This window comes from Streptococcus sp. 27098_8_91 (genome assembly GCF_041432385.1).
In the GTDB taxonomy this organism is placed as follows: Bacteria; Bacillota; Bacilli; order Lactobacillales; family Streptococcaceae; genus Streptococcus.
The window spans coordinates 21,446-47,863 of the sequence record NZ_JAPVZN010000002.1 but is presented as its reverse complement, the minus strand read 5'-3'; the positions used below and the strand labels follow the sequence as shown (position 1 = coordinate 47,863).

The window sequence follows — 26,418 nt, the reverse complement described above, 5'->3', positions numbered from 1 at the left end:
ATCAGATATTAAAAACTTGATATTATGCGTTTTATTGTGGGAAAATTTACTTCGGTTGCTCCTGATACTCAATGAAAATCAAAGAGCAAACTAGGAAGCTAGCCGCAGGTTGCTCAAAGCACTGCTTTGAGGTTGTAGATAGAACTGATGAAGTCAGCTCAAAACACTGTTTTGAGGTTGTAAATAGAACTGACGAAGTCAGTAACATATATACGGTAAGGCGACGCTGACGTGGTTTGAAGAGATTTTCGAAGAGTATGAAATTGAGATTTTTCCCAGCCTCTTATTATAGACGTATTGGATTTTTGGATTTTTTAGAAAATTATGATAAAATAAAAAATATGAAAAATGGGGATTCCTCATGCCTAGTTTGACTAGGAAACAAAATAGAAATTAGGTAGCTAGATGTCATCAAAAGTTATTGTTACAATTTTCGGTGCAAGTGGGGATTTGGCCAAACGTAAGCTCTACCCTTCACTTTTTAGACTTTATAAATCAGGTAATCTTTCTGATCATTTTGCTGTTATTGGAACTGCTCGTAGACCTTGGAGTAAGGAGTATTTTGAATCTGTCGTTGTCGAATCTATTTTAGACTTGGCAGACAGTGTGGAAGAAGCTCAAGCATTTGCGAGTCATTTTTACTATCAAAGTCACGATGTTAATGATACTGAGCACTACATCGAACTACGCAAGCTTCAGGCTGAATTAAACGAAAAATATCAGACTGAGCACAACAAACTCTTCTTCCTCTCAATGGCACCTCAGTTTTTTGGTACCATTGCTAAACACCTCAAATCAGAGCAAATTGTTGATGGTAAAGGCTTTGAACGTTTGATCGTTGAGAAACCTTTTGGAACAGACTATGAGACTGCAAGCAAACTAAACGAAGAACTCCTAGCTACTTTTAACGAAGAGCAAATCTATCGTATCGACCACTATCTCGGTAAGGAAATGATTCAAAGTATTTTTGCCATTCGCTTTGCCAATATGATTTTTGAAAATGTTTGGAATCGTGAGCACATCGATAACGTACAGATTACCTTTGCAGAGCGTCTAGGTGTTGAAGAACGTGGTGGCTACTATGATGAATCTGGTGCCCTTCGTGATATGGTTCAAAACCATACCCTCCAACTTCTGTCACTCCTTGCTATGGACAAGCCAGCAAGCTTTACCAAGGATGACATTCGCGCAGAGAAAATCAAAGTCTTTAAAAATCTTTACCACCCTACAGATGAGGAACTCAAAGAGCAATTCATCCGTGGTCAATATCGTTCTGGTAAAGTTGATGGCATGAAATACATCTCTTACCGTAGTGAACCAAATGTTAACCCTGAATCTATGACAGAAACTTTTGCTTCAGGTGCCTTCTTTGTAAATACTGATCGCTTCCGTGGTGTACCTTTCTTCTTCCGTACAGGGAAACGCCTAACCGAAAAAGGAACACACGTGAACATTGTCTTCAAGCAAATGGATTCCATTTTCGGAGAACCACTAGCACCGAATGTGCTTACTATCTACATCCAACCAACTGAAGGATTCTCTCTCAGTCTTAACGGTAAAAAGGTAGGAGAAGAGTTTAGCCTTGCGCCAAATTCTCTTGACTATCGAACAGATGCGACTGCAACAGGTGCTTCGCCAGATCCATATGAAAAACTCATCTATGATGTTTTGAACAATAATTCAACTAACTTTAGCCATTGGGATGAAGTGAGTGCCTCATGGAAATTGATTGACCGTATTGAAAAGCTTTGGGCTGAAAACGGTGCTCCACTCCATGACTACAAGGCTGGTAGTATGGGACCTCAAGCTAGCTTTGATTTACTTAAAAAATACGGAGCTGAGTGGACTTGGCAACCAGATATCTCCTATCGTAAAGATGGTCGTTTAGAATAATCAAAAACAATCCTGCAAGAATTCTTGCAGGATTTTCTTTTATATCAAACCTTCTAGAAGGCCCTTCATAAAGTTTTCAGAGTTAAACTCACCGATATCATCGATTTTTTCGCCAAATCCAATCAACTTAACAGGAATATTGAGTTCTTCACGGATAGCCAGAACAACACCACCTCGGGCAGTTCCATCAATCTTGGTTAAGACAATTCCTGTAACAGGCGTAATTTTTGAAAACTCTTTGGCTTGTACAAGAGCGTTTTGACCTGTTGAGGCATCCAGAGCTAGGAAGGTTTCATGCGGAGCTTCTGGAACGACACGTTTAATGATGCGACCAATTTTTTCCAACTCTGCCATCAAGTTTTCCTTGTTTTGTAAACGGCCAGCTGTATCAATCATGAGAATATCAACACCTTCTGCTACTGCTCGTTCCATCCCATCAAAGACAACACTAGCTGGATCTGCTTTTTCAGGTCCAGTAACCACAGGAACTTCTACACGACGACCCCATTCTGCTAGCTGAGCTACCGCACCAGCACGGAAGGTATCTGCAGCAACAAGCATGACTTTCTTGCCAGCTTGTTTGTAGCGGTGAGCTAATTTACCGATTGAAGTTGTTTTCCCGACACCATTCACACCTACAAAGAGCATGACTGTCAAACCATCTTGGAAGTTAATGCTTTCATTGTATTGTCCATCTTTTTCGTAAAGCTCTACCAATTTTTCGATGATCACACGACGGAGGACATCTGGTTTCTTGGCATTTTCAAGTTTTGCTTCATAGCGCAATTCTTCAGTGAGATTTGAAGCTACCTGTACACCAACGTCACTCATGATTAAGAGTTCTTCAAGTTCTTCGAAGAATTCTTCATCAACAGAGCGGAAGTTAGCAAAGAAAGCATTCAAACGAGCTCCAAAGCCCGTACGAGTTTTCTTGAGACTACGGTCATATTTTTCCTGTACAGTCTCTTGAACTTGAGGAATTTCTTCGATTACTAGATCTTCTTCCACTTTTTCAGAAGTGTCTGCTTCCGTTTCGTCTGATTGAGCTTGATTAGCTTCTTCATCGTCGCTGTCACTTGAAGGTACTTCTTCGACTGGTGACTCAGGTTCTTCTGCAACAAACTCAACTACTTCTTGAGAGCTGTCTTCAGTTTCTTCAACTTCTGTTGACTCTGACTCTTCCTGACAACAATGACACTCAGTTTCCTCTTCAAACTGAGTTGCTTCTGGTTCAACTGTTTCTAGAGTTGTTTCTGCTACTGGTTCTTCCGACTCACTATCTTCTTTAAAATAAGTTTCCTCAAATTCTGAACTTTGGTCGATTTCTTCAGTAGTTTTCACTTCAACTTCTTCATTTACAAGTGCTTCAACTTCCTCGCCAGGTTCTGTCAGATCCAAGTTTTCCAAAGCTTCTTTAACAACTTCTTCGATTTTTGGTTCTTCTTTTCTACCAAATAAACGGTCAAATAATCCCATACTTTAGTTCTCCTTCAGTACATATTTTTCAATGGCCCAGGCAACAGCTTCCTCGTCATTGGTCATAGGGGTGACTACATTTGCAACTTCCTTGACCTCAGGCACTGCATTTTGCATAGCAACACCGAGTCCTGCCCACTCAATCATGGAAAGGTCATTGGCCTCATCTCCACAAGCCATCACCTGACTTCGGTCAATTCCTAGGTGGTCAATCAATTTATCTAATCCAGTAGCCTTATGAACGTTCTTTGGTGACCATTCCAAAAGCATGTCACGAGATTTAAAAATTTCATAATTGTTAAACAAGTCTGGAGAAATATTAGCAATTGCGGCATCCAGTGGTTCTTGGGCAAAAGCGGTCACACATTTGTTGTAGGTCATTTGACTAGACAAATCTTCAAAGTCAATTGGAACAAAAGTCAGAGCAGGATTAAATTTAGCATACAGACTCTCTTGATCTGATTGGATTTGGTAAACGGTTCCTTCTGAAATAGCATCTAAAGGAATGCCTAGTTTTTCAGTTTCCTCATAAATACGTGTCACATCATCAATCGAGAATACTGTCTTATCAAGGATTTCACCCGTATTTTTCTGAACCAATCCACCATTAAAGGTAATGGTATATTCATCATCATGACCGTCTGTCCCTAGCTCTTTGAGGAAGAAATCCATAGCCTTGAGGGGACGTCCAGTTGTCAGTACCACTTTGACTCCCTGATCACGCGCAGCCTTTAAAGTTGCCTTGGTACGATCAGTTAATTTCTTGTCTGTCGTCAGCAAGGTTCCATCTAAGTCCAAAGCAATTAATTTAATATCTGCCATTACAATTCCTCCATATAAGCAATAACTGATTGGTCCTTGTGGTGTCCAATAATTGTTTCAGCAAGTTCTAAAATCTCTGGACGAGCATTTTCAGGTGCTACTGGATGCCCAACCACTTGCATCATGTGAAGATCATTTAGATTATCACCAAAGGCCATCACTTGATCCATATCCAGATTTAATTTCTTAGCCAATTCGACAATAGCGACTCCCTTATCAACATGGTCTAAAACGATATCAATGGATTCAAAGCCTGTCGTCATAGCCTTGACCCCAGGAACATGTTCATTAACCCAAGATTCTCCAGCGTCAACCGTTTCTTCAGTGAAGTTAGTTGTGAATTTGAAAATCTCATCGGTAATCTCTTCAAGACTGGCTACTTTTTTGATATTTTCATTGTAATGATGACTAAACATAAGATAGGTTTCATCTACTGTGTCTAATACATAGCAAGCCTCTTTACCAGTCAAGAGCATCTTTTTCTCATCAAAATAAGGTGAAGTCTTTAGTTTTTCAAATGTTGATAGGTAAAAATCTCGAGGCATGGTTGCTTCATAGAGGTCCTCTCCATGGAAACGAACGAGACTCCCATTTTCAGCAATGAAAATAATCTCATCTTTAACATCCGCAAAATGCTTTTCAAGTGACAAAAGCCCACGACCAGATGCAACAGCAAAGTAGATTCCTTTTTCTTGATAAGAATGGAGCAACTTTTTCAGACGCTCCATATCAAATTGACCGGCACCATCCAAAAAAGTACCGTCCATATCCGTTGCTACTAATTTAATCATAAAGTTCTTCATACTCCAATTAATAAATCTACCTTCTATTATACCATAGAAAAAGTAAAAAAAGACGTGCTGAATTGACACATCCTTGTCTTCTATAAATCAATCCATATGCCATTTTGAAGGCCAGGCTGATTTGCTTACTTTCTTTTATATCCAACCTCTCAACACTTTTCTTCCAATGTTCTTGATTGAAGTTTATTCTAAGAGTTAATCAACTATTGCGTAAAAATTATCAATCTTTGGCTGAGATACATTTGTCACAATCATAAATAGCATATAGTTCTTGACATATAATCTTGCATATGAAAAAATACTTGTTGGAGGTTAATCATATGACTGAAAAAATCAAAAACTGGGTTAATATTTGTGTTTTGAGAAATCAAGAAATTTTATTACTTAATAGACAGCACGATAATTTTCCTGGCTGGATTCCACCGGGGGGAAAAGTTGAATTCCCTGAAAGTTTTTTTGAAGCTGCATTACGGGAACTTAAGGAAGAGACTGGACTCACTGCATTAAATCTTGAGTTAAAAGGAATTTCAGGTTTTACTAATTCAATTGGTAATGAGAGATTTGTCTTCTATGACTTTTTATGTACTCAGTTTACTGGTGAACTAAGCACATCTGCTGAAGGTGAGCCAAAATGGTGGAATCTAAAAGATATTGGTAAAATACCAATGCAAGATGAAATAAGAAAAAGGCTACCGCTTTATTTAAGAAAAGGAAGCTTTGAAAGTATTAACTATTGGGATGATAATAAGAAATGCATTAGTGAAAACAAAACAATTTTATTTGACTAATATCCTCTACAGTATAATCAAATGCAAAAATCTCAATCCATTAGTAATTTTTGTATAATTCAATACTCAACACAATCTGTCTTTAATAACATATAATTTAACGTTATACAAAATAAGGATATCTAATAAAAATCATCTACTCTAACAACTTTTTCCTTCTATCTATAGATAGCTAAAAAGCCTTGGAAACAGATTATTCCAAGGCTTTCTTTGTATTTTATTGTTTCAATTTCCTTATTCCGATTTCAGTTGTGACAAGTTTAATCATATATATTTCCATCCTCCGGTTAAAATTCTATCTTCTATTGGGTTAATTGTTATTAAAAATATAAGCCCTTCTCCACACTTTCCTGAATTAACTCTTCTGTCAGTTTCCATAATTCTTCTGATTCACTTTTTATGAACTTTTTCTTTTCTAATACCATGTCTGCACTGATATTATCAGGATTATAATTGAATTCTGACACTTCCAAGTGATTTATCAGCGGTACCAAGGCGTCGATCACTCTTGCATATCTTGCTTCATAACTCTGCCCTTTTTCAAATTCCAACCACGAATTTTTCATTTGTAAATATTTTTCTTCTGGAAGGATACTCATTGTTTTTTCTATAGATGCTCGTTCTCTATCATGAGAATGAAGCTTTTTTTCATCATCAAACACCCAAGTATCTCCAGCATAAATCTCACCTAAATCATGAATCAATAACATAGAAGTGACTTTCTCCATATCCAATTTTTCAGGATAATAATCTTGAAGAACCATCGCAGCTATGGCACCCTGCCAAAAATGTTCGGCACTATTTTCAAATCTGCCATCAAGAGTTCTATTAAATCTTCTTACTGCCTTTAATTTCTCTATTTCTTTAATAAAATCAACTGAATGTTTCAAATTACTCATTGCTATTCCAACCTTATTCGAAATTACAAATATATTAGCAAAAAATAATCTTTACATCATTAATTTCCCGTATTTGCAAAAAATAACGCCTAATCCACATGAGATTAGACGCTGATAATATAACTCTCGCTTATTCATCAATTCAAGGTTCTCTTATCCATATTTGGCAAAGAGAGTCGGAATTTAATGATGCAGAGTCGAATCACAAAACCAACAATAGAAACAATGATAAAGACAGTGATTCTTGGAAAGTGAAGGACAAAGGCCAACCAATAATAAATAACTCCAATTACGAAAGATAGAAGGGCATAAATATCTTCTTTTAGAACACTTGGTACTTCATTGATCAGGAGGTCTCGGATAATTCCACCACCTGCACCCGTTAAACAGGCCAAAATCCCTGCAGACATCAAATTTAGCTTACTATCCACTAAGGCTGTGGCTCCGATTAGAGAGAAGATAATTAACCCAATCGAATCAAAGATGAGGTAAGCTTCTCTCAACCACTTATAGAACTTTTTTTCATGACTAGCATTGGCCTGTTTTGAAGTTACAAAGACATACATGATAACCGCTACAAGGATAGAGACATAAATCGGGCTGGGATCAGCAAGAGAGGAAGGAAAACGACTGATAATAGAATCTCTCAAAATCCCTCCGCCTACTGCCGTTACAATTGCCAATAAACTAATTCCAAAAATATCTAATCGTTTACCAAATCCTTTGATGGCTCCTGAAGCCGCGAAGGCTATAGTCCCAATATAATTACAGATCATTAGGAATAGATCGAAATCCATATAAGCTCCTCAATTTATTTTTGTAACCCTCCGACTTCTTGAAGGTCATTCTAAATACTTTAGCTTGAAATGTTGTATCGAAAACAAACTAAGCATCCATATTTTCTAAATCTTTTAGTTTAACAGATACAATCTTAGAAACACCAGATTCTTGCATGGTCACCCCATAGATAGAGTCTGCTGCTGCCATGGTTCCCTTACGGTGGGTAACAACGATAAACTGGCTATCCTTGTCAAATCGGTTGAGATAATCCCCAAAGCGTTTAACGTTTGCTTCATCGAGTGCAGCTTCTACTTCATCCAAGATAACAAATGGAATGGTCTTGACCCGAATGATTGAGAAGAGCAAAGCCAGAGCTGACAAGGCCTTCTCTCCACCACTCATGAGATTGAGAGATTGGATTTTCTTGCCTGGTGGTTGCACAGAGATTTCAACACCTGCTGTCAATAAATCACCCTCGGTCAGGATTAGGTCTGCTTGGCCACCACCGAACATCTGCTTAAAGGTCACCTTAAAGGACTCACGAATAGCTTCGAATGTTGATTTAAATCGTTCCTTCACTTCATCGTTCATCTCTGTAATGGTTTCAAGAAGAAGATTTTTGGCAGAAAGAATGTCATCACGCTGACTATTTAAGAATTCCAAGCGTTCGTGAACTTCGTCAAACTGTTCAATGGCATCAAGATTGACTGGACCAAGTGAACGGATAGATTTTTCTAAATCCTTGACCTCTTGTTCAGCCATAGCTAAATCTTCCAATTGGTTGGCTTGTTCTAACGCTTCAGTATAACTAATCTGGTATTCTTCAGTCAGTTGACCTTGAAGATAGCGAAGGCGGTCCGTAATCTTCTCTTTAGTTGCTTCTGCACGTGTTTGCTTACGAATCCATTCTTCATTTTGCTGACGAGCTTGTTCTAAATGACTGGCTATATCATCCAACTGTCCTTCAATATCATCCAGTTCAAACTGCTTACGAATGAGCCCTTGTTGAATTTCTTCCTTCTGACTCTTGGCTTCTGCTTCCTGCTTGGCCAAAAGTTCTGTATCAACCTTTTCAAGATTGTCTACCTTTTCTTGGAGAAGGCGTTCAATCTCTTCTTGCTCCAAATCAAGGTTCTCAAGTTCTTTGTTAATCCGTTCAATATCTGCAACTTCATAACGTTTTCGCCCCATCATTTCTGTTTTGAGCAGACGTTCTTGAGAAAGTTTATCCTGCAAGCTTTGATAACGTTCTTGAATCGCATTTTTATTGGACTTGATTTCTTCAATTTCTGATTCAAGCTTTTGCTTTTCAGTTGAAATAACTGCAAGACGTTCTTGGCATTTTTCTTTTTCAGTTTGCCAATCTCCACCTCTGAGATTGTTTAATTCTTTTTCCTGAAGTTCTAAAAGTGTTGCTAGTTCCTCGACTTGCTGGCTAGTTTGTTGATAAGCAAGATATAAGCCCTGCTCCTCTATACGAGCTTGCTCTCCTTTAGACTTAATAGTTTCCAAAGTCTGAGTGAGGGTAGCTAAGTTTTCTTGAACTGTTTTCAGTTTTTCTTCTTCCTGACGAATCAACTTTTCTTCTTGAGCAATTTCTTTTTGCAATTGCTCCAATTCAGGCTTGATAAAAATACTGTTATTTTGACGATTGGCACCACCAGCATAAGAACCACCTGTTCGCAATTCTGTACCATCTAGCGTTACCATTCGAACCTGATAACGTACCTTGCGAGCTGCATCACGCGCATGCTCTACCGTATCAAAGATTGCTGTTGTAGCTAGCAAGTTTTTAAATATAGCTTCATGCTTGGCATCAAAAGTAACCAATTCATCTGCCATGCCAAGAAAACCTGGACTTGAGGCAATCACATCTTGATTCTGCCCAGAAATGCTACGAGCCTTAATCGTTGTCAAAGGTAGGAAGGTAGCGCGACCAGCTCGGTTTCTCTTAAGAAAATCGATGGCCTTTGTTGCTGCCTGTTCATCTTCAACGATAATGTGTTGGCTACTTGCACCAAGAGCAATTTCAAGTGCTGTCTGATAACGAACATCAAAGGTTAAATGTTCACTAACAGCTCCAACAATACCTCCTAGGCGATTTTTCTCTTGTAAAACACTCTTAACACCTGCATAGAAATTACTATGGTTTTTAAGGATGTTTTCCAAACTTTGTGCCTTGGCCTGCTTGTTTTTCAGACTATCCAAGCGATCAAATAGTTGATTTTGCTGGCTTTGATAAGCCTGCTTTTGTGCTTCTTCTTCTTTGGCACTGGTTTGATAGTCAGCGAGTAAGTTCTGTACTTCTTCTTTAGCAGACTTTAGGGCAAGCTCTTGATCAGCAGCCTTAGACTTGGCAGTAGCCAATTGTTCCTTCAAGGATGCGAATTGTTCTTCTTGCTTTTGAGTCTGTTGGCGACTATTTTCAAGGTCATTCTCAATCCGTGTCAATTGGTTAGACACATCCGCTTCTTCCTGCAAGAAAGCAACAAAGCGCTCCCGCAGTTGCTCAATCATCTGATCTGGATCATCAGAAAAAGCTAACAAATCAGCTTCTAAACGATTGACTTCCTTAGTATTGACTGCTAGATTTTCTTCTAACTGACTGAGATTTGTTTCTTTTTCTTCCTTCTCTTGAATGAGAACATTTCTCTTTTCGTCCAAACTAGCCAAACGATTCTGTGCCTCTTGTTGATTGAGAGCAACCTGCTCTGTCTCCAGTTTAGACAAGGCCAATTTCCGTTCTAAATCACTGATTAGGGCAGTCAAATCCATCAAACTAGTTTGATCTTTAGCCATCTCTGCTTGTAAATCATGACGTTTCTTTTTGAGAGTTTGGTTCTCTTCTTCTAAGTCTTGACGTTTTTGATAATAACTAGTCAACAGTTCTTGGACTTGGTTTAATTCTTCTTCTGTCACATCCAATTCAGCCTTATTGGCTTGAATTTGTGCAACTAAAACATCCAAGTAGATGGCTTTACGCTGACCGTCCAAGTCCATAAATTTACGAGCTGTTGCTGCTTGCTTTTCTAATGGTTTGATTTGATTGTCTAACTCATAGATGATGTCTTCCAAGCGGTCTAAATTGTCCTGAGTTTGTTGCAGCTTGCTTTCAGTTTCTTTTCGACGGGTTTTATACTTCAAGACTCCGGCAGCTTCTTCAAAGATAGCGCGGCGTTCCTCAGGCTTAGAGTTAAAGATTTCTTCGACCTTCCCTTGGGAAATAATAGAGAAGGAATCACGTCCAAGTCCAGTATCCAAGAAAAGGTCATGAATATCACGAAGACGAACTTTTTTACCGTCAATCTTGTATTCACTGTCTCCAGTACGATAGATGTGACGCTCCACCTTGATTTCCTGGCCTGCATCCTTGATAAAACCATCTTGGTTATCCAAAGTAACAATAACAGAAGCGTAGTTTAGAGGCTTCCGACTTTCTGTTCCTGCAAAGATGACATCAGGCATCTTCCCGCCACGAAGACTCTTGACACTAGATTCACCAAGTGCCCAACGGAGGCTTTCAGTGATATTTGATTTCCCAGAGCCATTTGGTCCTACAACCGCCGTCACCCCTTGGTCAAAAACAACCTTGGTCTTGTCAGCAAAGGACTTAAACCCTTGGATCTCAATTTCCTTTAAATACATGAATCCAGCCCTTTCTCAACTGCATTTTTAGCGGCTTCCTGCTCTGCTAATTTTTTGGAGCGTCCTTGACCGGAACCTAAACTTTGCCCCTCAACAAGGACTTCAACCTCAAACATCTTATCATGGGCTGGTCCAATCTCTGAAATCACCTGATAACGAATATCAACATCTCCATTAACTTGGAGCAATTCTTGAAGGTGAGTCTTATAATCCTTGATCATCTCAAAATCGCCAGCTTCAACCTTAGGAATCATGACTTGGTAGATAAAGGTTTTTACAGTCTTTATATCCTTGTCTAAAAGCAGAGCACCCAAAAAGGCTTCAAAAGCATCACCCAAGATGGTATCTCGGTTACGACCACCAGACTTTTCCTCCCCCTTACCTAGCTTGATAAACTGGTCAAACTGACAATCACGGGCAAAACCAGCCAAACTCTCCTCACGGACAATCATAGCACGGAGTTTTGACAAGTCCCCTTCTGGTTTTTTAGGGTATTTTTTAAACAGATATTCTGAAATCAATAATTGCAGAACAGCGTCTCCTAAAAATTCCAAGCGTTCGTTGTGTGAAATTTTTAAGAGGCGGTGCTCATTGGCATAACTGGTATGGGTAAAAGCTGTTTCAAGTAAGCTTTTATCTGTAAAAACAAGCTCAAAACGGTCTTGTAACACTGATTCTAATTCTTTCATGACTACCTCTTTCTAAATCATTATAATCCTATCCATTATATCAAAAAAAGGCTTCATAGTCAGAAAAGAACAGTGAAAAGCTCATTTTCTAACTTCTAGCTAAAATCAGCCCCCAGCTAGCGAATTAGGCTTTTTTTTGGTATAATAAATCTTATGGAAATTGAAAAAACCAATCGAATGAATGCTCTGTTTGAATTTTATGCAGCCCTTTTGACCGATAAGCAGATGAACTATATCGAACTCTACTATGCAGACGACTATAGTTTAGCTGAAATCGCTGAAGAATTCGGTGTCAGTCGCCAGGCCGTTTATGATAATATCAAACGAACTGAAAAGATTCTGGAAGACTATGAGATGAAGCTCCATATGTACTCTGACTACATTGTCCGCAGTCAGATTTTTGACCAGATTTTGGAGCGTTATCCAGAGGATGCTTTTCTGCAAGAGCAAATTGAGATTTTGACCAGTATTGATAATAGGGAGTAATCATGGAAAATCTTGTTGTCTATAAAGGAATCCCTTGCAAACTATTAGCTGCAGAGAAACCATTTCCTACAAGACTACAAATTCTCTCACCTGATTCTATTCCTCAAGCCCTTAAAGAAGGATTTAGCTGTTGGGGATATCCAAATGAAATCATGAAAGAAGTCACACCCGAAGAACTAGAGTGTTTGCAACATTTCGGACGATTTCCACTGAATTGAAAAAATAGGAGAAAATAATGGCATTTGAAAATTTAACAGAACGTTTGCAGAACGTCTTTAAAAACCTACGTAAAAAAGGAAAAATCACAGAGAGTGATATCCAAGAAGCAACCAAAGAAATTCGTCTGGCTCTTTTAGAAGCCGACGTTGCTTTACCAGTTGTCAAGGATTTTATCAAGAAGGTTCGTGAACGTGCCATTGGGCATGAAGTCATTGATACCCTTAATCCAGCCCAACAAATCATCAAGATTGTCAATGAAGAATTGACAGCAGTCCTTGGTTCAGACACAGCTGAGATTATCAAGTCCCCAAAAATCCCGACCATTATCATGATGGTTGGTTTGCAGGGGGCTGGTAAAACAACTTTTGCAGGTAAACTTGCTAACAAACTTAAAAAGGAAGAGGATGCTCGTCCTTTGATGATTGCGGCCGATATCTATCGTCCTGCTGCTATCGACCAATTGAAAACACTGGGACAACAAATTGATGTGCCTGTATTTGCTCTTGGTACTGAAGTTCCTGCAGTTGAGATTGTTCGCCAAGGTTTGGAGCAAGCTAAAGCTAACCATAACGACTATGTTTTGATCGATACGGCAGGTCGTTTGCAAATTGATGAGCTTCTCATGAATGAGCTTCGTGACGTGAAAGCATTGGCTCAACCAAATGAAATTCTGCTCGTCGTTGATGCCATGATTGGTCAGGAAGCGGCAAATGTTGCGCGTGAATTTAACGCTCAATTAGAAGTTACTGGTGTCATCCTTACCAAGATTGATGGTGATACTCGTGGTGGTGCTGCCCTTTCTGTTCGTCACATCACTGGAAAACCAATCAAGTTCACTGGTACTGGTGAAAAGATTACGGACATTGAGACCTTCCACCCAGATCGCATGTCTAGCCGTATCCTTGGTATGGGGGATATGCTCACTTTGATTGAGAAAGCTTCTCAGGAATACGATGAGCAAAAAGCCCTTGAAATGGCTGAGAAGATGCGCGAAAACACCTTTGATTTCAATGATTTCATTGATCAGTTGGATCAGGTGCAAAACATGGGGCCAATGGAAGACTTGCTCAAGATGATTCCAGGTATGGCTAACAATCCAGCCCTTCAAAATATGAAGGTGGATGAGCGTCAGATTGCTCGCAAACGTGCCATTGTTTCTTCTATGACGCCTGAAGAACGTGAAAATCCAGAATTGCTAAATCCAAGTCGTCGCCGTCGTATTGCCGCAGGTTCTGGAAATACTTTTGTCGAAGTTAATAAATTCATCAAAGACTTTAACCAAGCTAAACAGCTTATGCAAGGTGTCATGTCTGGAGATATGAACAAGATGATGAAGCAGATGGGAATCAATCCAAACAACCTTCCTAAAAATATGCCAAATATGGGAGGAATGGATATGTCTGCCCTTGAAGGAATGATGGGACAAGGTGGTATGCCTGACCTGTCAGCTTTCGGAGGAGCAGGAATGCCAGATATGAGTCAGATGTTTGGTGGAGGTCTCAAGGGAAAAATCGGGGAATTTGCTATGAAGCAATCCATGAAACGCATGGCTAATAAAATGAAAAAAGCTAAGAAAAAACGCAAATAAAAAGGGACTCGCTTGAGTCCTTTTTTTAGTTATTTCGAAGTTTTTCCAGAGTCTCTTTAAAGATATCTGGGATATCGGCAGTAAATTCCATAGTTTTCTCTGTTTTAGGATGGGTAAATCCAAGCGTTTTGGCATGAAGAAATTGCCCATGTCCTTTCAAGGTTTTACGAGGGCCATAGACCTCATCGCCAGCGACAGGATGACCGATATAAGCCATGTGTACACGGATTTGGTGAGTTCTTCCAGTTTCCAGTTGCAATTCCAACAATGTATAATCACCAAAACGTTCTAAGACTTGAAAACGTGTCACTGCTGGTTTACCTTTGGCAGTCACAGCTTGTTTCTTACGGTCTTTTTCGCTACGCCCAATTGGTGCTTCAATCACACCACGGTCATTTGGGAGATTACCGTGAACAATAGCCCAATATTTCCGAAGAGACTTTTTGTCCTTCAATTCTTGAGCTAGTGCTAAATGGGCATCATCGTTTTTAGCAATCATCAAGAGACCTGAAGTATCCTTATCAATACGATGGACAATCCCTGGACGCAAGACACCATTGATGCCCGATAGGTCCTTGATGTGGTACATAAGGGCGTTAACCAAGGTCCCACTGGTATGACCAGCGCTTGGATGAACAACCATTCCTTGAGGTTTGTTAACTACAGCTACATCCTCATCTTGATAAATGATTTCTAGAGGAATATCTTCAGCTACATACTCCAAAACCTCTGGTTCAGGAACTTGATAGGTGATAACATCCCCCTCTTGAACCGTATACTTGGCTTTCTTGACCTGGCCGTTGACCAAGACTTGGCCTGATTTGATTTGTTCATTGGCGAGACTTCGCGACAGTTCTGTTAAATCTGACAAAGCCTTATCTAAGCGTAGTCCACCTCTTTCAATTTTAATTTCCATTTATTTCCTCTTTTAGCATTGCAATCAATAAAATAATCACTCCAACAGTCAGATAGCTATCTGCCACATTGAAAATTGCAAAATTGATAAAGTCAAGGTGGAACATATCCACAACAAAGCCCTGACTGATTCTGTCAATAAAGTTTCCAAGACCACCTGCGATAATCAAGGTCAAACCCAAGACCATCCAGAATGAGTCCTCCATGTGTTTATGTAAATACCAAATGGCACCTACCACGACAACCAGAGTAATGACAGCGAATAACAACTGCTGATCTTGTAAGATAGAAAAGGCTGCCCCTCGATTTTGCAGGTAGGTTAAACTGACCAGATTAGGGATCCATGTTTTAACTTCACCTAGAGCAATATTCTGAACGACATAAGATTTTACCAATTGATCTAACACTATTAAGATTGCTATGATTCCTGCTACTATTCCTCTTTTTTTCATGCTTTCCTCTTCTGATCAAAATACTCTTGCATAACCTCTACAAATAAAGTCCCTGCCTGGCTCAAGTCTACTTCCTCACGCTTGACATAAACCATGCGATTATTGAGATTATCATTTAGCGGAATAACGGTAATTCCGTTCACACTATCGCTATCTAAGAATCCAGATCCAGTCGCATAAGCATCTGTTCTTTCAAGAATCCCATTTAAGGTAGCGCGGTCAGTTACGTTAAACATTTGAGAGCTAGCACTTGTATCCACAAAGTTTTCTGAGTAATAAAGATACTCATCCTTTTCCTGTGTGAATCGAACTGTTGGTAAATCAGCCAAATCCTCCATGACCAACTCTTTCTTCTTGGCTAAAGGATGTCCTTCACGCAGATAGATATGGGTTTGGAAAGGAATCAACTCAATCACTTCAAGTCCTAACTTTTCAACCCGTTGCATAATTCCCTTTTGGTTTTGATTGTTGAGGTAGATAATTCCAATCTCACTATGTCCTTGGGCTACTTCATCCAAAATCTGAACAGTTGTAGATTCAAAGATACGAAAATTCTTATAGTCAGGATATTGTTGCGAAAAAGCTGTAATGGTTGGTGGCAAGAAATCATAGTGCTGGCTGGCTATTGAAAACTCATCCTTCTCCTCTTCAGGATTGGCATACTGATTTTGGAAAACATCAAATCCTTTAACCAACTCTTGTGCCTTTTCATAAAATTCCATCCCACGACGTGTAAGAAAAGTTCCTGAACTGGTTCTACGAAAAATCTTGAAGCCAAGCTCTTTTTCCAAGTCTCTTACAGAAATAGATAGACTGGGTTGGCTAACGTACATCTTCTCAGCTGCTTCACGAAAAGTACCACTATTAGCAATAGCTACAACGTAGCGTAATTGTTGAATATTCATGATTTCTCCTTCGATTTCTATCTTATCATTATACCATAAATCAAGCCTATCTAACAAAGGAAAATCATGAGTCACAGATATCTTCGCAAAGCAAACAAAAAAAACCTTTCAAGTTAGATAAAATTCTAACCCCAAGGTGTCGTTATTAAGATTATTTAGCTGCTGCGTAGAGTTCGTCTACTTTATTCCAGTTGATAACTGAGAAGAAAGCTTTGATATAGTCAGGACGAACGTTGCGGTATTTCACGTAGTAGGCATGTTCCCAAACGTCCAAGCCCAAGATTGGTTTCTTACCTTCTGAGATTGGTGTGTCTTGGTTCGCAGTTGAAGTTACTTCAAGTTTACCTTCTTTGTTAACAACCAACCATGCCCATCCAGAACCGAAACGAGTAGTTGCTGCCGCAGTAAATGCTGCTTGGAATTCTTCAAATGAACCAAATGTTGCATCGATTGCTGCTGCAAGTTCTGCTGAAGGAGCTGTTTTTTCAGGAGTCATCAATTCCCAGAAAAGAGCGTGGTTCAAGTGTCCACCACCATTGTTGATAAGCGCTTGACGGATATCAGCTGGGATAGATTCTACGTCAGCGAGCAAAGCTTCAAGGTCTTCACCGATTTCAGGGTGTTTTTCAAGAGCTGCATTAGCATTGTTGACATAAGCTTGGTGATGCTTGTCATGGTGCAAGTGCATTGTTTCAGCATCGATGTATGGTTCTAATGCATCGTAAGCGTATGGAAGATCTGGTAAGATAATAGCCATCTGTAATACCTCTTTTTCTTTCTATATAAAGATGATAACGCAATCATCCTATTTTTTCAAGTTATTTGCTCAATTTGACTGGCTAGCAATCTGCAACAAAGCCTTCTCAAACAGGTAGCCTTTCTCATAAACTCCTGTCTTAATTTGGTAATCAGCTTGGATGAGATGACGAATAGAATTCTGGAGAAAATCAAGGGATAGTCTTCGAGAATCACGAAGGGCAAATTTGATTTGGTAGGGATTCGGATTGCGACCAAGATAGTGACCTAAACTGCTGACCATCTGGGACTCTGTCTGACCTGACTCTTGCAAAATTTTCACTTGTGTATAGAGTCTGAACTGCCCCAACATAATGGCAATCAGTTTAATCTCATCTTCTCCCTGCAAAGTCAAATCTTTGACTAAATCACGTGCCTGATCAATCTTCTTAGTCAATATTAACTGAGTTAAATCAAAAATATTATCCTGCAAAGTCTTTGGTATGGCCTCAACAATGTCTTCTTCGGTAATCCGGTCATCATCCTTATAAGACTGTAAGAAGAGTAGGTTTTTCTGAATTTCACTGAATTGAAAACCTGATTTGATAAGTAACTGTTCAAAGGATTTTCCATCAAAGGTCAGTCCTTGTTCCTGAGCCCACTTTTGAAAATAAGCACGCATCTCTTGTTCTTTTGGTTCAAGAGCTTCAAAAATCTTGGAATCCCTCTTTAGAATTTTAACTAGACGTCGCTTGCTGTCTAGTTTACCTTCAGCAAAAATAACTAATTTACTCGTCGGAGATGGATTTTCCAAATATTCTTCAAAAGCCTTAAGCTCGTCATCAGATAGATAGCGCTTTTTAGCTGTTGTTATATCGAGAAAATGATCTAAAATAACAATTTTTTCATCCGCAAAGAAAGGAAGACTGACCAGCTCTAGTTCCAAGCTTTTGTAGTCTACTTCTTTCATATCAAAATAAGCAAAGTTCAAATCAGCAGAATCGTAGCCGATTTGCTTTAGCACCTGAGTTTTCATGACTTCATACTGTCCTTGATCAGCGCCTGTAAACAAGGTCAAACTAGGTAAATTTGATAAAGATAGCTTTTGGCTTTCTTCTATTGCTAGCATCATTTCTCCTTTCTTTTTAGTTTCTCTTTTATTTAATCAATATAATTCAATTTACCACGGAAATCTTCAAGGCTTTCATAACCTTTTTCCGTCATAATTTCTTTGAGTTCCTTTGTAATGCGTTCAAAAGCACCCACACCTTCTTTATGTAGGGTAGTTCCTACCTGCACCATGCTGGCACCACATAGGATATGTTCAAAAGCATCACGTCCTGTTAATACTCCACCAGTTCCGATGATTTGAATCTGAGGATTTAAGCGTTGATAAAAGGCATGAACGTTGGCAAGGGCAGTTGGTTTAATGTATTCTCCACCAATTCCACCAAAGCCGTTCTTAGGACGAATCACGACAGACTCGTCTTCTATATAAAGACCATTTCCAATAGAGTTGACACAGTTGACGAATTTGAGTGGATATTTATTAAAAATAGCTGCCGCTTGATCAAAATGTACAATATCAAAATAAGGTGGAAGCTTAATTCCTAGAGGTTTTGTAAAATACTCAAAGACTTCTGATAAGATACGATCTGTTGTTTCAAAATCATAGGCAATCTGTGGTTTACCAGGAACATTTGGGCATGAGAGATTGAGTTCAGTTAGACCACGAAAATCACTCTCTTGAACCTTTTTCAAAATAGTGTGAGTTTCCTCTGGAGACATTCCAACTAATGATAAAAAGAAGGTACGGTTTGGTTCTTTTTCTTGTAATTCCAATAGATAGTTTAAGTAATAGTCTAAACCATTATTTGGGAGGCCCATCGAGTTAATAGAACCTAGTGGAACATCTTGATAACGTGGTTCCGGATTTCCCTGACGAAATTCCAAGGTTGCTGTTTTAGTGACAAAGGTTCCTGCTGCTGAATTTTTAACACCTTCCAATTCCTCAATAGTCATACAAGCAACTCCTGCTGCATTCATCAAGCAATTGTCAAACTCAAAACCAGCAATCTGTGTTTTAGTTGATACCATGATTCTGTTCCTCCAGATTCCTTTTTATGTCTATTATTATACCATACTTTAACTTTTGCTTTTCAATAAAACCATTTCCATAGAAAATGTTCGTTTTTTAGCAAGTTTTGAATCAGTTGTGTCAAATTGAAAGAATTTTTAGAAAATTTGTGTTTTTTTCTTTACACTGAAAAAATTTTCTGCTATAATGACTCATGTAATAAAATATGACAACAAAAAGGAGAACGATATGACATCTGCTAAAGAATATATCCAAAGCGTGTTTGAAACTGTAAAAGCTCGTAACGGGCATGAGGCTGAATTTCTCCAGGCGGTTGAAGAATTCTTCAGCACTTTGGAGCCTGTCTTTGAAAAACACCCTGAGTATATTGAAGAAAATATCTTGGCACGTATCACTGAGCCTGAGCGCATAATTAGCTTCCGTGTTCCTTGGGTTGACCGTGATGGAAAAGTTCAAGTTAACCGTGGTTACCGTGTTCAATTCAACTCAGCTGTTGGACCATATAAAGGCGGACTTCGTTTCCACCCAACTGTAAACCAAGGGATCTTGAAATTCCTCGGATTCGAACAAATCTTTAAAAACGTTTTGACTGGACTTCCAATCGGTGGTGGTAAAGGTGGATCAGACTTCGATCCTAAAGGCAAAACTGATGCTGAAGTGATGCGCTTCTGCCAAAGCTTCATGACTGAATTGCAAAAATACATCGGACCATCTCTTGACGTACCTGCTGGTGATATCGGTGTTGGTGGACGTGAGATTGGTTACCTTTACGGACAATACAAACGCCTCAACCAATTTGATGCTGGTGTCTTGACTGGTAAACCTCTTGGTTTTGGTGGTAGCTTGATCCGTCCAGAAGCAACTGGTTACGGTTTGGTTTACTACACTGAAGAAATGCTTAAAGCTAACGATAACAGCTTTGCTGGTAAGAAAGTTGTGATTTCAGGTTCTGGTAACGTAGCTCAATACGCTCTTCAAAAAGCAACTGAACTTGGTGCAACTGTTATCTCTGTATCTGACTCAAATGGTTATGTCATTGATGAAAATGGTATCGACTTTGACCTTCTTACAGATGTTAAGGAAAAACGTCGTGCTCGTTTGACTGAGTACGCTGCAGAAAAACCAACTGCTACTTACTACGAAGGTTCTGTATGGACTTACACTGGAAACTACGATATCGCTCTTCCATGTGCGACTCAAAACGAGATCAACGGTGAAGCTGCGAAACGCTTGGTTGCTCAAGGAGTTATCTGTGTATCTGAAGGTGCTAACATGCCTAGCGACCTTAAAGCTATCAAAGTCTACAAGGAAAATGGAATCCTTTATGGACCTGCCAAAGCTGCCAATGCTGGTGGGGTAGCTGTATCAGCTCTTGAAATGAGCCAAAACAGCCTTCGCCTTTCATGGACACGTGAAGAAGTTGATGGTCGTCTCAAAGATATCATGACTAACATCTTCAACACAGCTAAAACAACAGCAGAAACTTACGGTCTTGGAACTGACTACCTTGCAGGTGCAAACATTGCAGCCTTTGAAAACGTAGCAAACGCTATGATTGCACAAGGGATTGTGTAAGATAAATCAACACAAAAATCCTCAATCACTTCGATTGGGGATTTTTATTTTGGTTTTAAAAAGAGCTCTCTTAATTTTTTAGTGAACTTAAAATTAAGAGTTATTTTACGATAACTAAGGAAAAAGAAAGACATTCGACAATTTCATTTGTTACTTTATCAATGTTTATATCTTCTTTGTCATTTATAATCATAGGAACAATATAAGAAAGACTTAAAGCTAAAATATAGCGAACGATCCTTTCATTTGACCAATCTCGGATAACACCATTTTCTTTAAATTGATTCAAAACAGGACTAATCGGATTAATGATAGAGTGTACAATAATATTTCCTAACTCTTCAGAAATAGCTTTATCAATAAGTGAACGACTCAAAAGAATTTTAACTTGCATTTTATTGTTATGAATAAAAATTAACCTATCCCGAACGATGCTTCTTAGAAAAAGTGAAAAAGATTTTTGCTCTATTGTAAATCTCTTATCTGAAAAATCAGCAATCACTTCTGGAATAACTTGCTCTAGAAATGTAGATAAAATAGCATCTAGGATACCTTCCTTGGTTTTAAAATAACTAAAAACGGTTCCTTCTGAGACTCCAGCGTGTTCAGCAATAAGATGAGAAGTTGTATTTTCAAAACCAATCTCGGAAAATAATTTTAAACTGGATATTAATACTTGACGTTGTTTTAAACTTAAGCTACTGGATTTTAATGTCTCTGCGAACTTATATTCTATAGTTTCCATTGCTAACTCCTCACTATCTATTCTTTTATCTTGATTATTCTTTTACCACGAGTATGTCCCAATTTCAGACTACGATATGCCTCTCTAACAGACTCCAGAGAAAAACTATACTCTTTCTCAATATTTAGCTGAACTTTTCCATCTGAAACCATCTCCTCTAGAATTCTTAAATCATCATATGTAGAATGTCTTGGCCCAGTGAACTGAGCCCCTTTTATCATAACAAATGGTGAAGGTACTAAAGTTCCAATATCAGTTCCGTTCAATCCAAGATGGAAAGCTAATTTAACGTAATCACCACCATAGCAATCCAAGAATTTTGTAATAGGTTTTGGAGCTACTGATAAAAGAGACTTTTGGACATCCTCTTCATAAGTTACTGGTATAGCTCCTAAAGACTCTAAATATTTTGCATTATTCTTGCTCGCAATACCAATAACAGTTGCGCCCTTAGCAACCGCATACTGTACTGCAATGCTACCAATGCCACCTGAAGCTGCTGAAATAACTACAACATCTTTTGAATTTAAATGAATTCTTCTAAAAGCACCTCCGACCGTTAAAGAGGCTACACCCATAGTAGCAGCATGATTCATGTCAATCTTATCTGGTTTCAATGCGATTTCCGATTCATAAACACAAATTTCTGTTGCTAACGCACCCCTCTTAGTACCAAGTCCAGGATCACTTATTATTGTTCCAAAAACCTTGTCACCTACTGAAAAACGGCTCACTCCTTCACCAATCTCCGTTATAACACCAGCAAAATCCCTAGCTACTCCTCTTGGAAATAAAGATGATTTTGATTCAAACCAACGACTTGGTTGTTTTAATTTTGTTAAGAAAGTCAAAAAACGAAGTGGCTTTGCCCCCTCGAAAGTTTTATAATCAATAGGATTTAAACCAACAGCAAATACTGCTACCCTAACTTGGTTCATTTTTAATGGTTCAGATGTAATATTTACTAAATCTAGAACTTTCTCATCACCAAAACGATTATACTGTATTTCTTTAATAACCATTATCTAATTCTCCTAATCCCTAACAAATTGAGTGATTACTCAATCATTTTTTATATATTATACGCTTATTCTTCAAAGAAATCAACAGCTCTATGATTTTAAACAAAAAGACCTACCCTACTGGATAGATCTTTATTTTCTTACAATTTACCTGCTACGGCATCCAACAATTCTTGGATTTTCGCTTGATTGCTTCCTCCTGCCATGGCCATGTCTGGTTTACCACCACCACGTCCATCGACGATTGGAGCTAATTCTTTAATCACATTACCTGCATGCACCTCTTTTGTCTTGCTAGCTACAAGGACATTGACCTTATCACCGATAGCGGCAACTAGGACAAGAAGATCAGAGTAGTCTTTCTGCTTCCAGTTATCTGCAAAGGTACGAAGGGCACCAGCATCAGATACAGACACTTGGCTAGCGATATAACGGTGACCGTTGACTTCCTTAACATCCTTGAAGATATCGCCTGCGGCTGCAGCTGCGGCTTTTTCTTTCAACTCAGCATTTTCTTTTTGAAGTTGACGAAGTTGTTCTTGAAGTCCTTCTACCTTGTGAGGTACTTCTTTAAGTTGAGGTGCTTTCAAGGTTGCTGCGACAGCTTTAAGAGCGTCTTCTTGTTCACGGTAGGCTTCAAAGGCTTCCTTACCAGTCACTGCCAAGATACGGCGAGTTCCTGAACCGATCCCTTCTTCTTTGACAATCTTGAAGAGTCCAATCTCAGAAGTATTGCCAACGTGGGTACCACCACAAAGTTCGATAGAGTAGTCACCGATAGTAACAACACGGACTTCCTTGCCGTATTTCTCACCAAAGAGAGCCATAGCTCCCATTTCTTTAGCAGTGTCAATATCCGTTTCAACTGTCTTCACTTCAAGAGCTTCCCAGATTTTTTCGTTGACTTGCTGTTCAATAGCGCGCAATTCTTCAGCAGTTACTGCTTGGAAGTGGGTAAAGTCAAAGCGAAGGAATTCAACTTCATTAAGTGAACCTGCTTGAGTTGCATGATGGCCAAGAATATTGTGAAGAGCCGCATGGAGCAAGTGAGTGGCTGTGTGGTTCTTCATGACACGATGACGACGATTGCTATCGATAGCCAAAGTGTATTCTTGGTTCAATGCAAGAGGAGCAAGAACTTCAACGGTGTGCAATGCTTGTCCGTTTGGTGCTTTTTGAACGTCTGTTACTGTAGCTACGACATTTCCTGCAGCATCCAAGATTTGACCATGGTCCGCAACTTGTCCACCCATTTCAGCGTAGAATGGAGTTTCTGCAAAGATAAGTGACGCAGTTCCTTCTGATACAGCTTCTACTTCGGCATTGTCAGCTACGATAGCCACCAACTTAGAAGACAATTGGCTAGCATTGTAGTTGAAGACACTTTCTACAGTGATGTTTTGAAGGGTTTCGTTTTGCATACCCATAGATCCACCTTTGACAGCAGATGCACGCGCACGTTCTTGTTGTTCCTTCATGGCTGCTTCGAAACCTTCACGGTCTACAGTCATTCCTGCTTCTTCAGCAATTTCTTCTGTCAATTCTACTGGGAATCCGTATGTATCATAGAGTTTAAATACATCTTGACCAGCAATAACAGATTGTCCTTTTTCTTTCAAGTCTGCTACGATGCCTTGGGCAAAGTGTTGACCTGAGTGAAGAGTACGAGCAAATGACTCTTCTTCGCTCTTAACGATTTTTTCGATAAAGTCACGTTTTTCAAGCACTTCTGGGTAGTAGCTTTCCATGATTTTTCCAACAGTTGGAACGAGTTTGTAAAGGAAAGGCTCATTGATACCCAATTTTTGACCATGCATAGAGGCACGACGTAGGAGACGACGAAGGACATAACCACGACCTTCATTTCCAGGAAGGGCACCATCTCCAATCGCGAATGAAAGAGAACGGATATGGTCGGCAATGACCTTGAAGCTCATGTTATCGCCATCTTGGTCGTAAACCTTACCAGATAATTTCTCAACTTCACGGATGATTGGCATGAAGAGGTCAGTTTCAAAGTTTGTCTTAGCACCTTGGATCACTGCTACCAAACGCTCTAAACCAGCGCCCGTATCAATGTTTTTGTGTGGCAATTCTTTGTACTCGCTACGAGGAACAGCAGGGTCTGCGTTAAATTGTGACAATACGATATTCCAGATTTCGATATAACGGTCGTTTTCGATATCTTCTGCAAGAAGACGAAGACCGATATTTTCTGGGTCAAAGACTTCTCCACGGTCGAAGAAGATTTCTGTATCAGGTCCAGAAGGTCCCGCACCGATTTCCCAGAAGTTGTCTTCGATTGGGATCAAATGACTTGGATCTACTCCCACTTCAATCCAGCGGTTGTATGAATCCTTGTCATCTGGATAATAAGTCATGTAAAGTTTGTCTTTAGGGAAGTCAAACCACTCAGGACTTGTCAAAAGCTCATATGCCCATGTAATTGCTTCGTCACGGAAGTAATCCCCGATTGAGAAGTTTCCCAACATTTCAAACATAGTATGGTGACGGGCAGTCTTCCCTACGTTTTCGATATCGTTGGTACGGATTGCCTTTTGAGCATTGGTAATACGTGGGTTTTCAGGAATGATGGTTCCATCAAAGTATTTTTTAAGAGTGGCAACCCCTGAGTTGATCCACAAAAGTGTTGGGTCGTTTACTGGAACCAAGCTAACGGATGGTTCTACTGAGTGGCCTTTTGTAGCCCAGAAATCAAGCCACATTTGGCGGACTTGTGCACTGGATAATTGTTTCATATGTATCTCCTTTTTACTAATTTGATTGGCTTTCTAGCATTTCCACATAGTCAATAGCGACACAGAGGGAAATGACTAGGTCTGCATAAGATTCGTCATAGACGGTTACGGTATAGGTAGAGGTTAAATGGAAAAGTTCCTTGGCAATCTCAGCAATCACTTGGTCACGATCATCCAGCAATTTAAAATTCAAATCCCAGACATTTCCTTCGATACGAAGACCGAGATTATCAAACTCATACTTATCTCTGAAGAAAGTCAACTTCTTTCGGATATAAAAATGATCTCCATTACTGAGTTGAATCTCAAAACGAGGTAGGAAAGTTAAGACTTCCTTACTAATCTCACTGACCTGTTCACCAGCAACATCATAGATGGTAAAGGTTTTAGGAATCTTAAAAAAAGAACCTTCAACCTGATAGGCAACATTGCCCAACTCATCCTTGATATCAAAGCGTTCACCACCTAGGCGAAATTTTTGTTTGACAAGAAATCTTCTCATAAGCACCTCCAAAAATAAAAGACAAATCCATATCACGAAGGGCGAAAAACCGCGGTACCACCTTCATTCAATGAACTTGTCATTCTTTCGTTCTTATGCAATTGTTGGATTGAGTAGCATGACTTTCTATCTTAGATGGCTCGCAGCACCGCCAATTCTCTGAACTAAGATGGAGAGAAAATCAATTCTCAACTTTCTTATTATATCGTTTTTTTAAGTCTGCGTCAACTGGAAATAATCCTCATTTAAATAACCAACTCCCTATATCTCTGGTTAATTTTTCAGGATATATTTTTTCTTACTGCCATTTTTCTTTTTATCCCAACTTTTATTCCAAGTTTTCGAATTGCTATACATAAATACGAAAATATTTGCAAATATAAAGTAACCTATCACCAAATGTATGGAATCAGTTGTTAGGTATTGTCGATCCAAGCCATCCTTTAAATGGAATAGTATAATTGTTTCGTTAACAATCAAAAAGGTTGGCCAATAACTTTTTTTGAAAAAAGTAGACATTTTCATGATTTGTTACCGCTTTCTATTATTATAAACTTAGTATACTACTAGGCTATAAAATAAGCAAATAGGATAGTAAAAATATACAGCTATACAACTATTC

The 26,418-nt window shown here is 39.1% G+C and carries 24 protein-coding genes; 6 read left to right on the top strand and 18 right to left on the bottom strand.

Translation table 11 applies throughout. The annotated features are described in order from the left end of the window. Positions 1-405: 405 nt before the first annotated feature. Positions 406-1,893: a glucose-6-phosphate dehydrogenase gene (gene zwf / locus O3611_RS02065; RefSeq protein ID WP_371607656.1), complete on the top strand. Its 1,488-nt coding sequence runs from the start codon at positions 406-408 to the stop codon at positions 1,891-1,893. A gap of 39 nt (positions 1,894-1,932) precedes the next feature. Here zwf and ftsY read toward each other — a convergent pair whose 3' ends face one another. Genes ftsY through O3611_RS02050 form a run of 3 tightly spaced genes read right to left on the bottom strand, consistent with a single transcriptional unit; the run spans position 1,933 to position 4,982 of the window. Further along, the gene (ftsY, locus tag O3611_RS02060) at positions 1,933-3,369 is read right to left on the bottom strand and encodes a signal recognition particle-docking protein FtsY (protein ID WP_371607655.1); all 1,437 of its coding nucleotides are present in this window, start codon (positions 3,367-3,369) and stop codon (positions 1,933-1,935) included. A 3-nt stretch (positions 3,370-3,372) separates the two neighbouring features. After that, positions 3,373-4,191, bottom strand: a complete 819-nt coding sequence (locus O3611_RS02055; RefSeq protein WP_248034126.1) for a Cof-type HAD-IIB family hydrolase — start codon at positions 4,189-4,191, stop codon at positions 3,373-3,375. Continuing rightward, positions 4,191-4,982: a Cof-type HAD-IIB family hydrolase gene (locus tag O3611_RS02050; protein ID WP_000594105.1), complete on the bottom strand. Its 792-nt coding sequence runs from the start codon at positions 4,980-4,982 to the stop codon at positions 4,191-4,193. Before O3611_RS02050 ends, O3611_RS02055 begins: the two co-directional genes overlap by 1 nt. A gap of 332 nt (positions 4,983-5,314) precedes the next feature. Here O3611_RS02050 and O3611_RS02045 point away from each other — a divergent pair, with 332 nt between their 5' ends. Next, complete coding sequence (locus O3611_RS02045) at positions 5,315-5,782, top strand: 8-oxo-dGTP diphosphatase (protein WP_371607654.1); 468 nt, start codon at positions 5,315-5,317, stop codon at positions 5,780-5,782. Positions 5,783-6,102: 320 nt separating this feature from the next. Here O3611_RS02045 and O3611_RS02040 read toward each other — a convergent pair whose 3' ends face one another. The 4 genes from O3611_RS02040 to rnc all read right to left on the bottom strand — a co-directional run bounded on the left by O3611_RS02040 (position 6,103) and on the right by rnc (position 11,795). Continuing rightward, the gene (locus O3611_RS02040) at positions 6,103-6,681 is read right to left on the bottom strand and encodes an HD family hydrolase (RefSeq protein ID WP_371607653.1); all 579 of its coding nucleotides are present in this window, start codon (positions 6,679-6,681) and stop codon (positions 6,103-6,105) included. 137 nt (positions 6,682-6,818) lie between these two features. Continuing rightward, positions 6,819-7,478 carry a trimeric intracellular cation channel family protein gene (locus O3611_RS02035; protein ID WP_281335004.1) on the bottom strand — a complete coding sequence of 220 codons (660 nt, stop codon included), beginning with the start codon at positions 7,476-7,478 and terminating at the stop codon, positions 6,819-6,821. 88 nt (positions 7,479-7,566) lie between these two features. Further along, on the bottom strand, positions 7,567-11,106 hold the full coding sequence (smc, locus tag O3611_RS02030) for a chromosome segregation protein SMC (protein ID WP_371607652.1): 3,540 nt from the start codon (positions 11,104-11,106) through the stop codon (positions 7,567-7,569). Beyond that, positions 11,097-11,795 carry a ribonuclease III gene (gene rnc / locus O3611_RS02025; RefSeq protein WP_371607651.1) on the bottom strand — a complete coding sequence of 233 codons (699 nt, stop codon included), beginning with the start codon at positions 11,793-11,795 and terminating at the stop codon, positions 11,097-11,099. Before rnc ends, smc begins: the two co-directional genes overlap by 10 nt. A gap of 153 nt (positions 11,796-11,948) precedes the next feature. Here rnc and O3611_RS02020 point away from each other — a divergent pair, with 153 nt between their 5' ends. The 3 genes from O3611_RS02020 to ffh are packed head-to-tail and all read left to right on the top strand — an operon-like array spanning position 11,949 to position 14,088. After that, entirely contained in the window at positions 11,949-12,281 is a 333-nt protein-coding gene (locus tag O3611_RS02020) for a putative DNA-binding protein (protein ID WP_000402062.1), read from the top strand. A 2-nt stretch (positions 12,282-12,283) separates the two neighbouring features. After that, a complete protein-coding gene (locus tag O3611_RS02015) occupies positions 12,284-12,499 on the top strand; it encodes a 2-oxoglutarate:acceptor oxidoreductase (protein WP_371607650.1) in 216 nt (71 codons plus the stop codon). Positions 12,500-12,516: 17 nt separating this feature from the next. Next, complete coding sequence (gene ffh, locus O3611_RS02010) at positions 12,517-14,088, top strand: signal recognition particle protein (protein WP_371607649.1); 1,572 nt, start codon at positions 12,517-12,519, stop codon at positions 14,086-14,088. A 25-nt stretch (positions 14,089-14,113) separates the two neighbouring features. Here ffh and O3611_RS02005 read toward each other — a convergent pair whose 3' ends face one another. The 6 genes from O3611_RS02005 to O3611_RS01980 all read right to left on the bottom strand — a co-directional run bounded on the left by O3611_RS02005 (position 14,114) and on the right by O3611_RS01980 (position 19,192). After that, positions 14,114-15,004 (bottom strand): RluA family pseudouridine synthase, encoded by an 891-nt coding sequence (locus O3611_RS02005; RefSeq protein ID WP_371607648.1) that lies wholly within the window; start codon positions 15,002-15,004, stop codon positions 14,114-14,116. Further along, the gene (lspA, locus tag O3611_RS02000) at positions 14,994-15,455 is read right to left on the bottom strand and encodes a signal peptidase II (protein ID WP_371607647.1); all 462 of its coding nucleotides are present in this window, start codon (positions 15,453-15,455) and stop codon (positions 14,994-14,996) included. Before lspA ends, O3611_RS02005 begins: the two co-directional genes overlap by 11 nt. Next, positions 15,452-16,360, bottom strand: coding sequence for a LysR family transcriptional regulator (locus tag O3611_RS01995; protein ID WP_371607646.1), 909 nt, complete (start codon positions 16,358-16,360; stop codon positions 15,452-15,454). Before O3611_RS01995 ends, lspA begins: the two co-directional genes overlap by 4 nt. Positions 16,361-16,511: 151 nt before the next feature. Continuing rightward, positions 16,512-17,117, bottom strand: a complete 606-nt coding sequence (gene sodA, locus O3611_RS01990; protein ID WP_000974725.1) for a superoxide dismutase SodA — start codon at positions 17,115-17,117, stop codon at positions 16,512-16,514. A gap of 69 nt (positions 17,118-17,186) precedes the next feature. Continuing rightward, the gene (gene holA / locus O3611_RS01985; protein ID WP_371607864.1) at positions 17,187-18,224 is read right to left on the bottom strand and encodes a DNA polymerase III subunit delta; all 1,038 of its coding nucleotides are present in this window, start codon (positions 18,222-18,224) and stop codon (positions 17,187-17,189) included. 32 nt (positions 18,225-18,256) lie between these two features. Further along, positions 18,257-19,192, bottom strand: coding sequence for a dihydroorotate oxidase (locus O3611_RS01980; protein WP_371607645.1), 936 nt, complete (start codon positions 19,190-19,192; stop codon positions 18,257-18,259). A 229-nt stretch (positions 19,193-19,421) separates the two neighbouring features. Between O3611_RS01980 and gdhA the strand changes: the two genes are divergently transcribed. Continuing rightward, positions 19,422-20,768: an NADP-specific glutamate dehydrogenase gene (gene gdhA / locus O3611_RS01975; protein WP_371607644.1), complete on the top strand. Its 1,347-nt coding sequence runs from the start codon at positions 19,422-19,424 to the stop codon at positions 20,766-20,768. A 100-nt stretch (positions 20,769-20,868) separates the two neighbouring features. On the opposite strand, the gene O3611_RS01970 is transcribed toward gdhA, so the two are convergent. The 5 genes from O3611_RS01970 to O3611_RS01950 form a co-directional block, all read right to left on the bottom strand. Then, on the bottom strand, positions 20,869-21,513 hold the full coding sequence (locus O3611_RS01970) for a TetR/AcrR family transcriptional regulator (protein WP_371607643.1): 645 nt from the start codon (positions 21,511-21,513) through the stop codon (positions 20,869-20,871). A 17-nt stretch (positions 21,514-21,530) separates the two neighbouring features. After that, entirely contained in the window at positions 21,531-22,535 is a 1,005-nt protein-coding gene (locus O3611_RS01965; protein ID WP_371607642.1) for an NADP-dependent oxidoreductase, read from the bottom strand. Between the two features lie 140 nt (positions 22,536-22,675). Then, positions 22,676-25,294 (bottom strand): alanine--tRNA ligase, encoded by a 2,619-nt coding sequence (gene alaS / locus O3611_RS01960; protein WP_371607641.1) that lies wholly within the window; start codon positions 25,292-25,294, stop codon positions 22,676-22,678. Positions 25,295-25,310: 16 nt separating this feature from the next. Next, positions 25,311-25,796 (bottom strand): LURP-one-related/scramblase family protein, encoded by a 486-nt coding sequence (locus O3611_RS01955; protein ID WP_060955565.1) that lies wholly within the window; start codon positions 25,794-25,796, stop codon positions 25,311-25,313. Positions 25,797-26,069: 273 nt separating this feature from the next. Beyond that, complete coding sequence (locus O3611_RS01950; protein WP_371607640.1) at positions 26,070-26,321, bottom strand: hypothetical protein; 252 nt, start codon at positions 26,319-26,321, stop codon at positions 26,070-26,072. Positions 26,322-26,418: the final 97 nt, after the last annotated feature.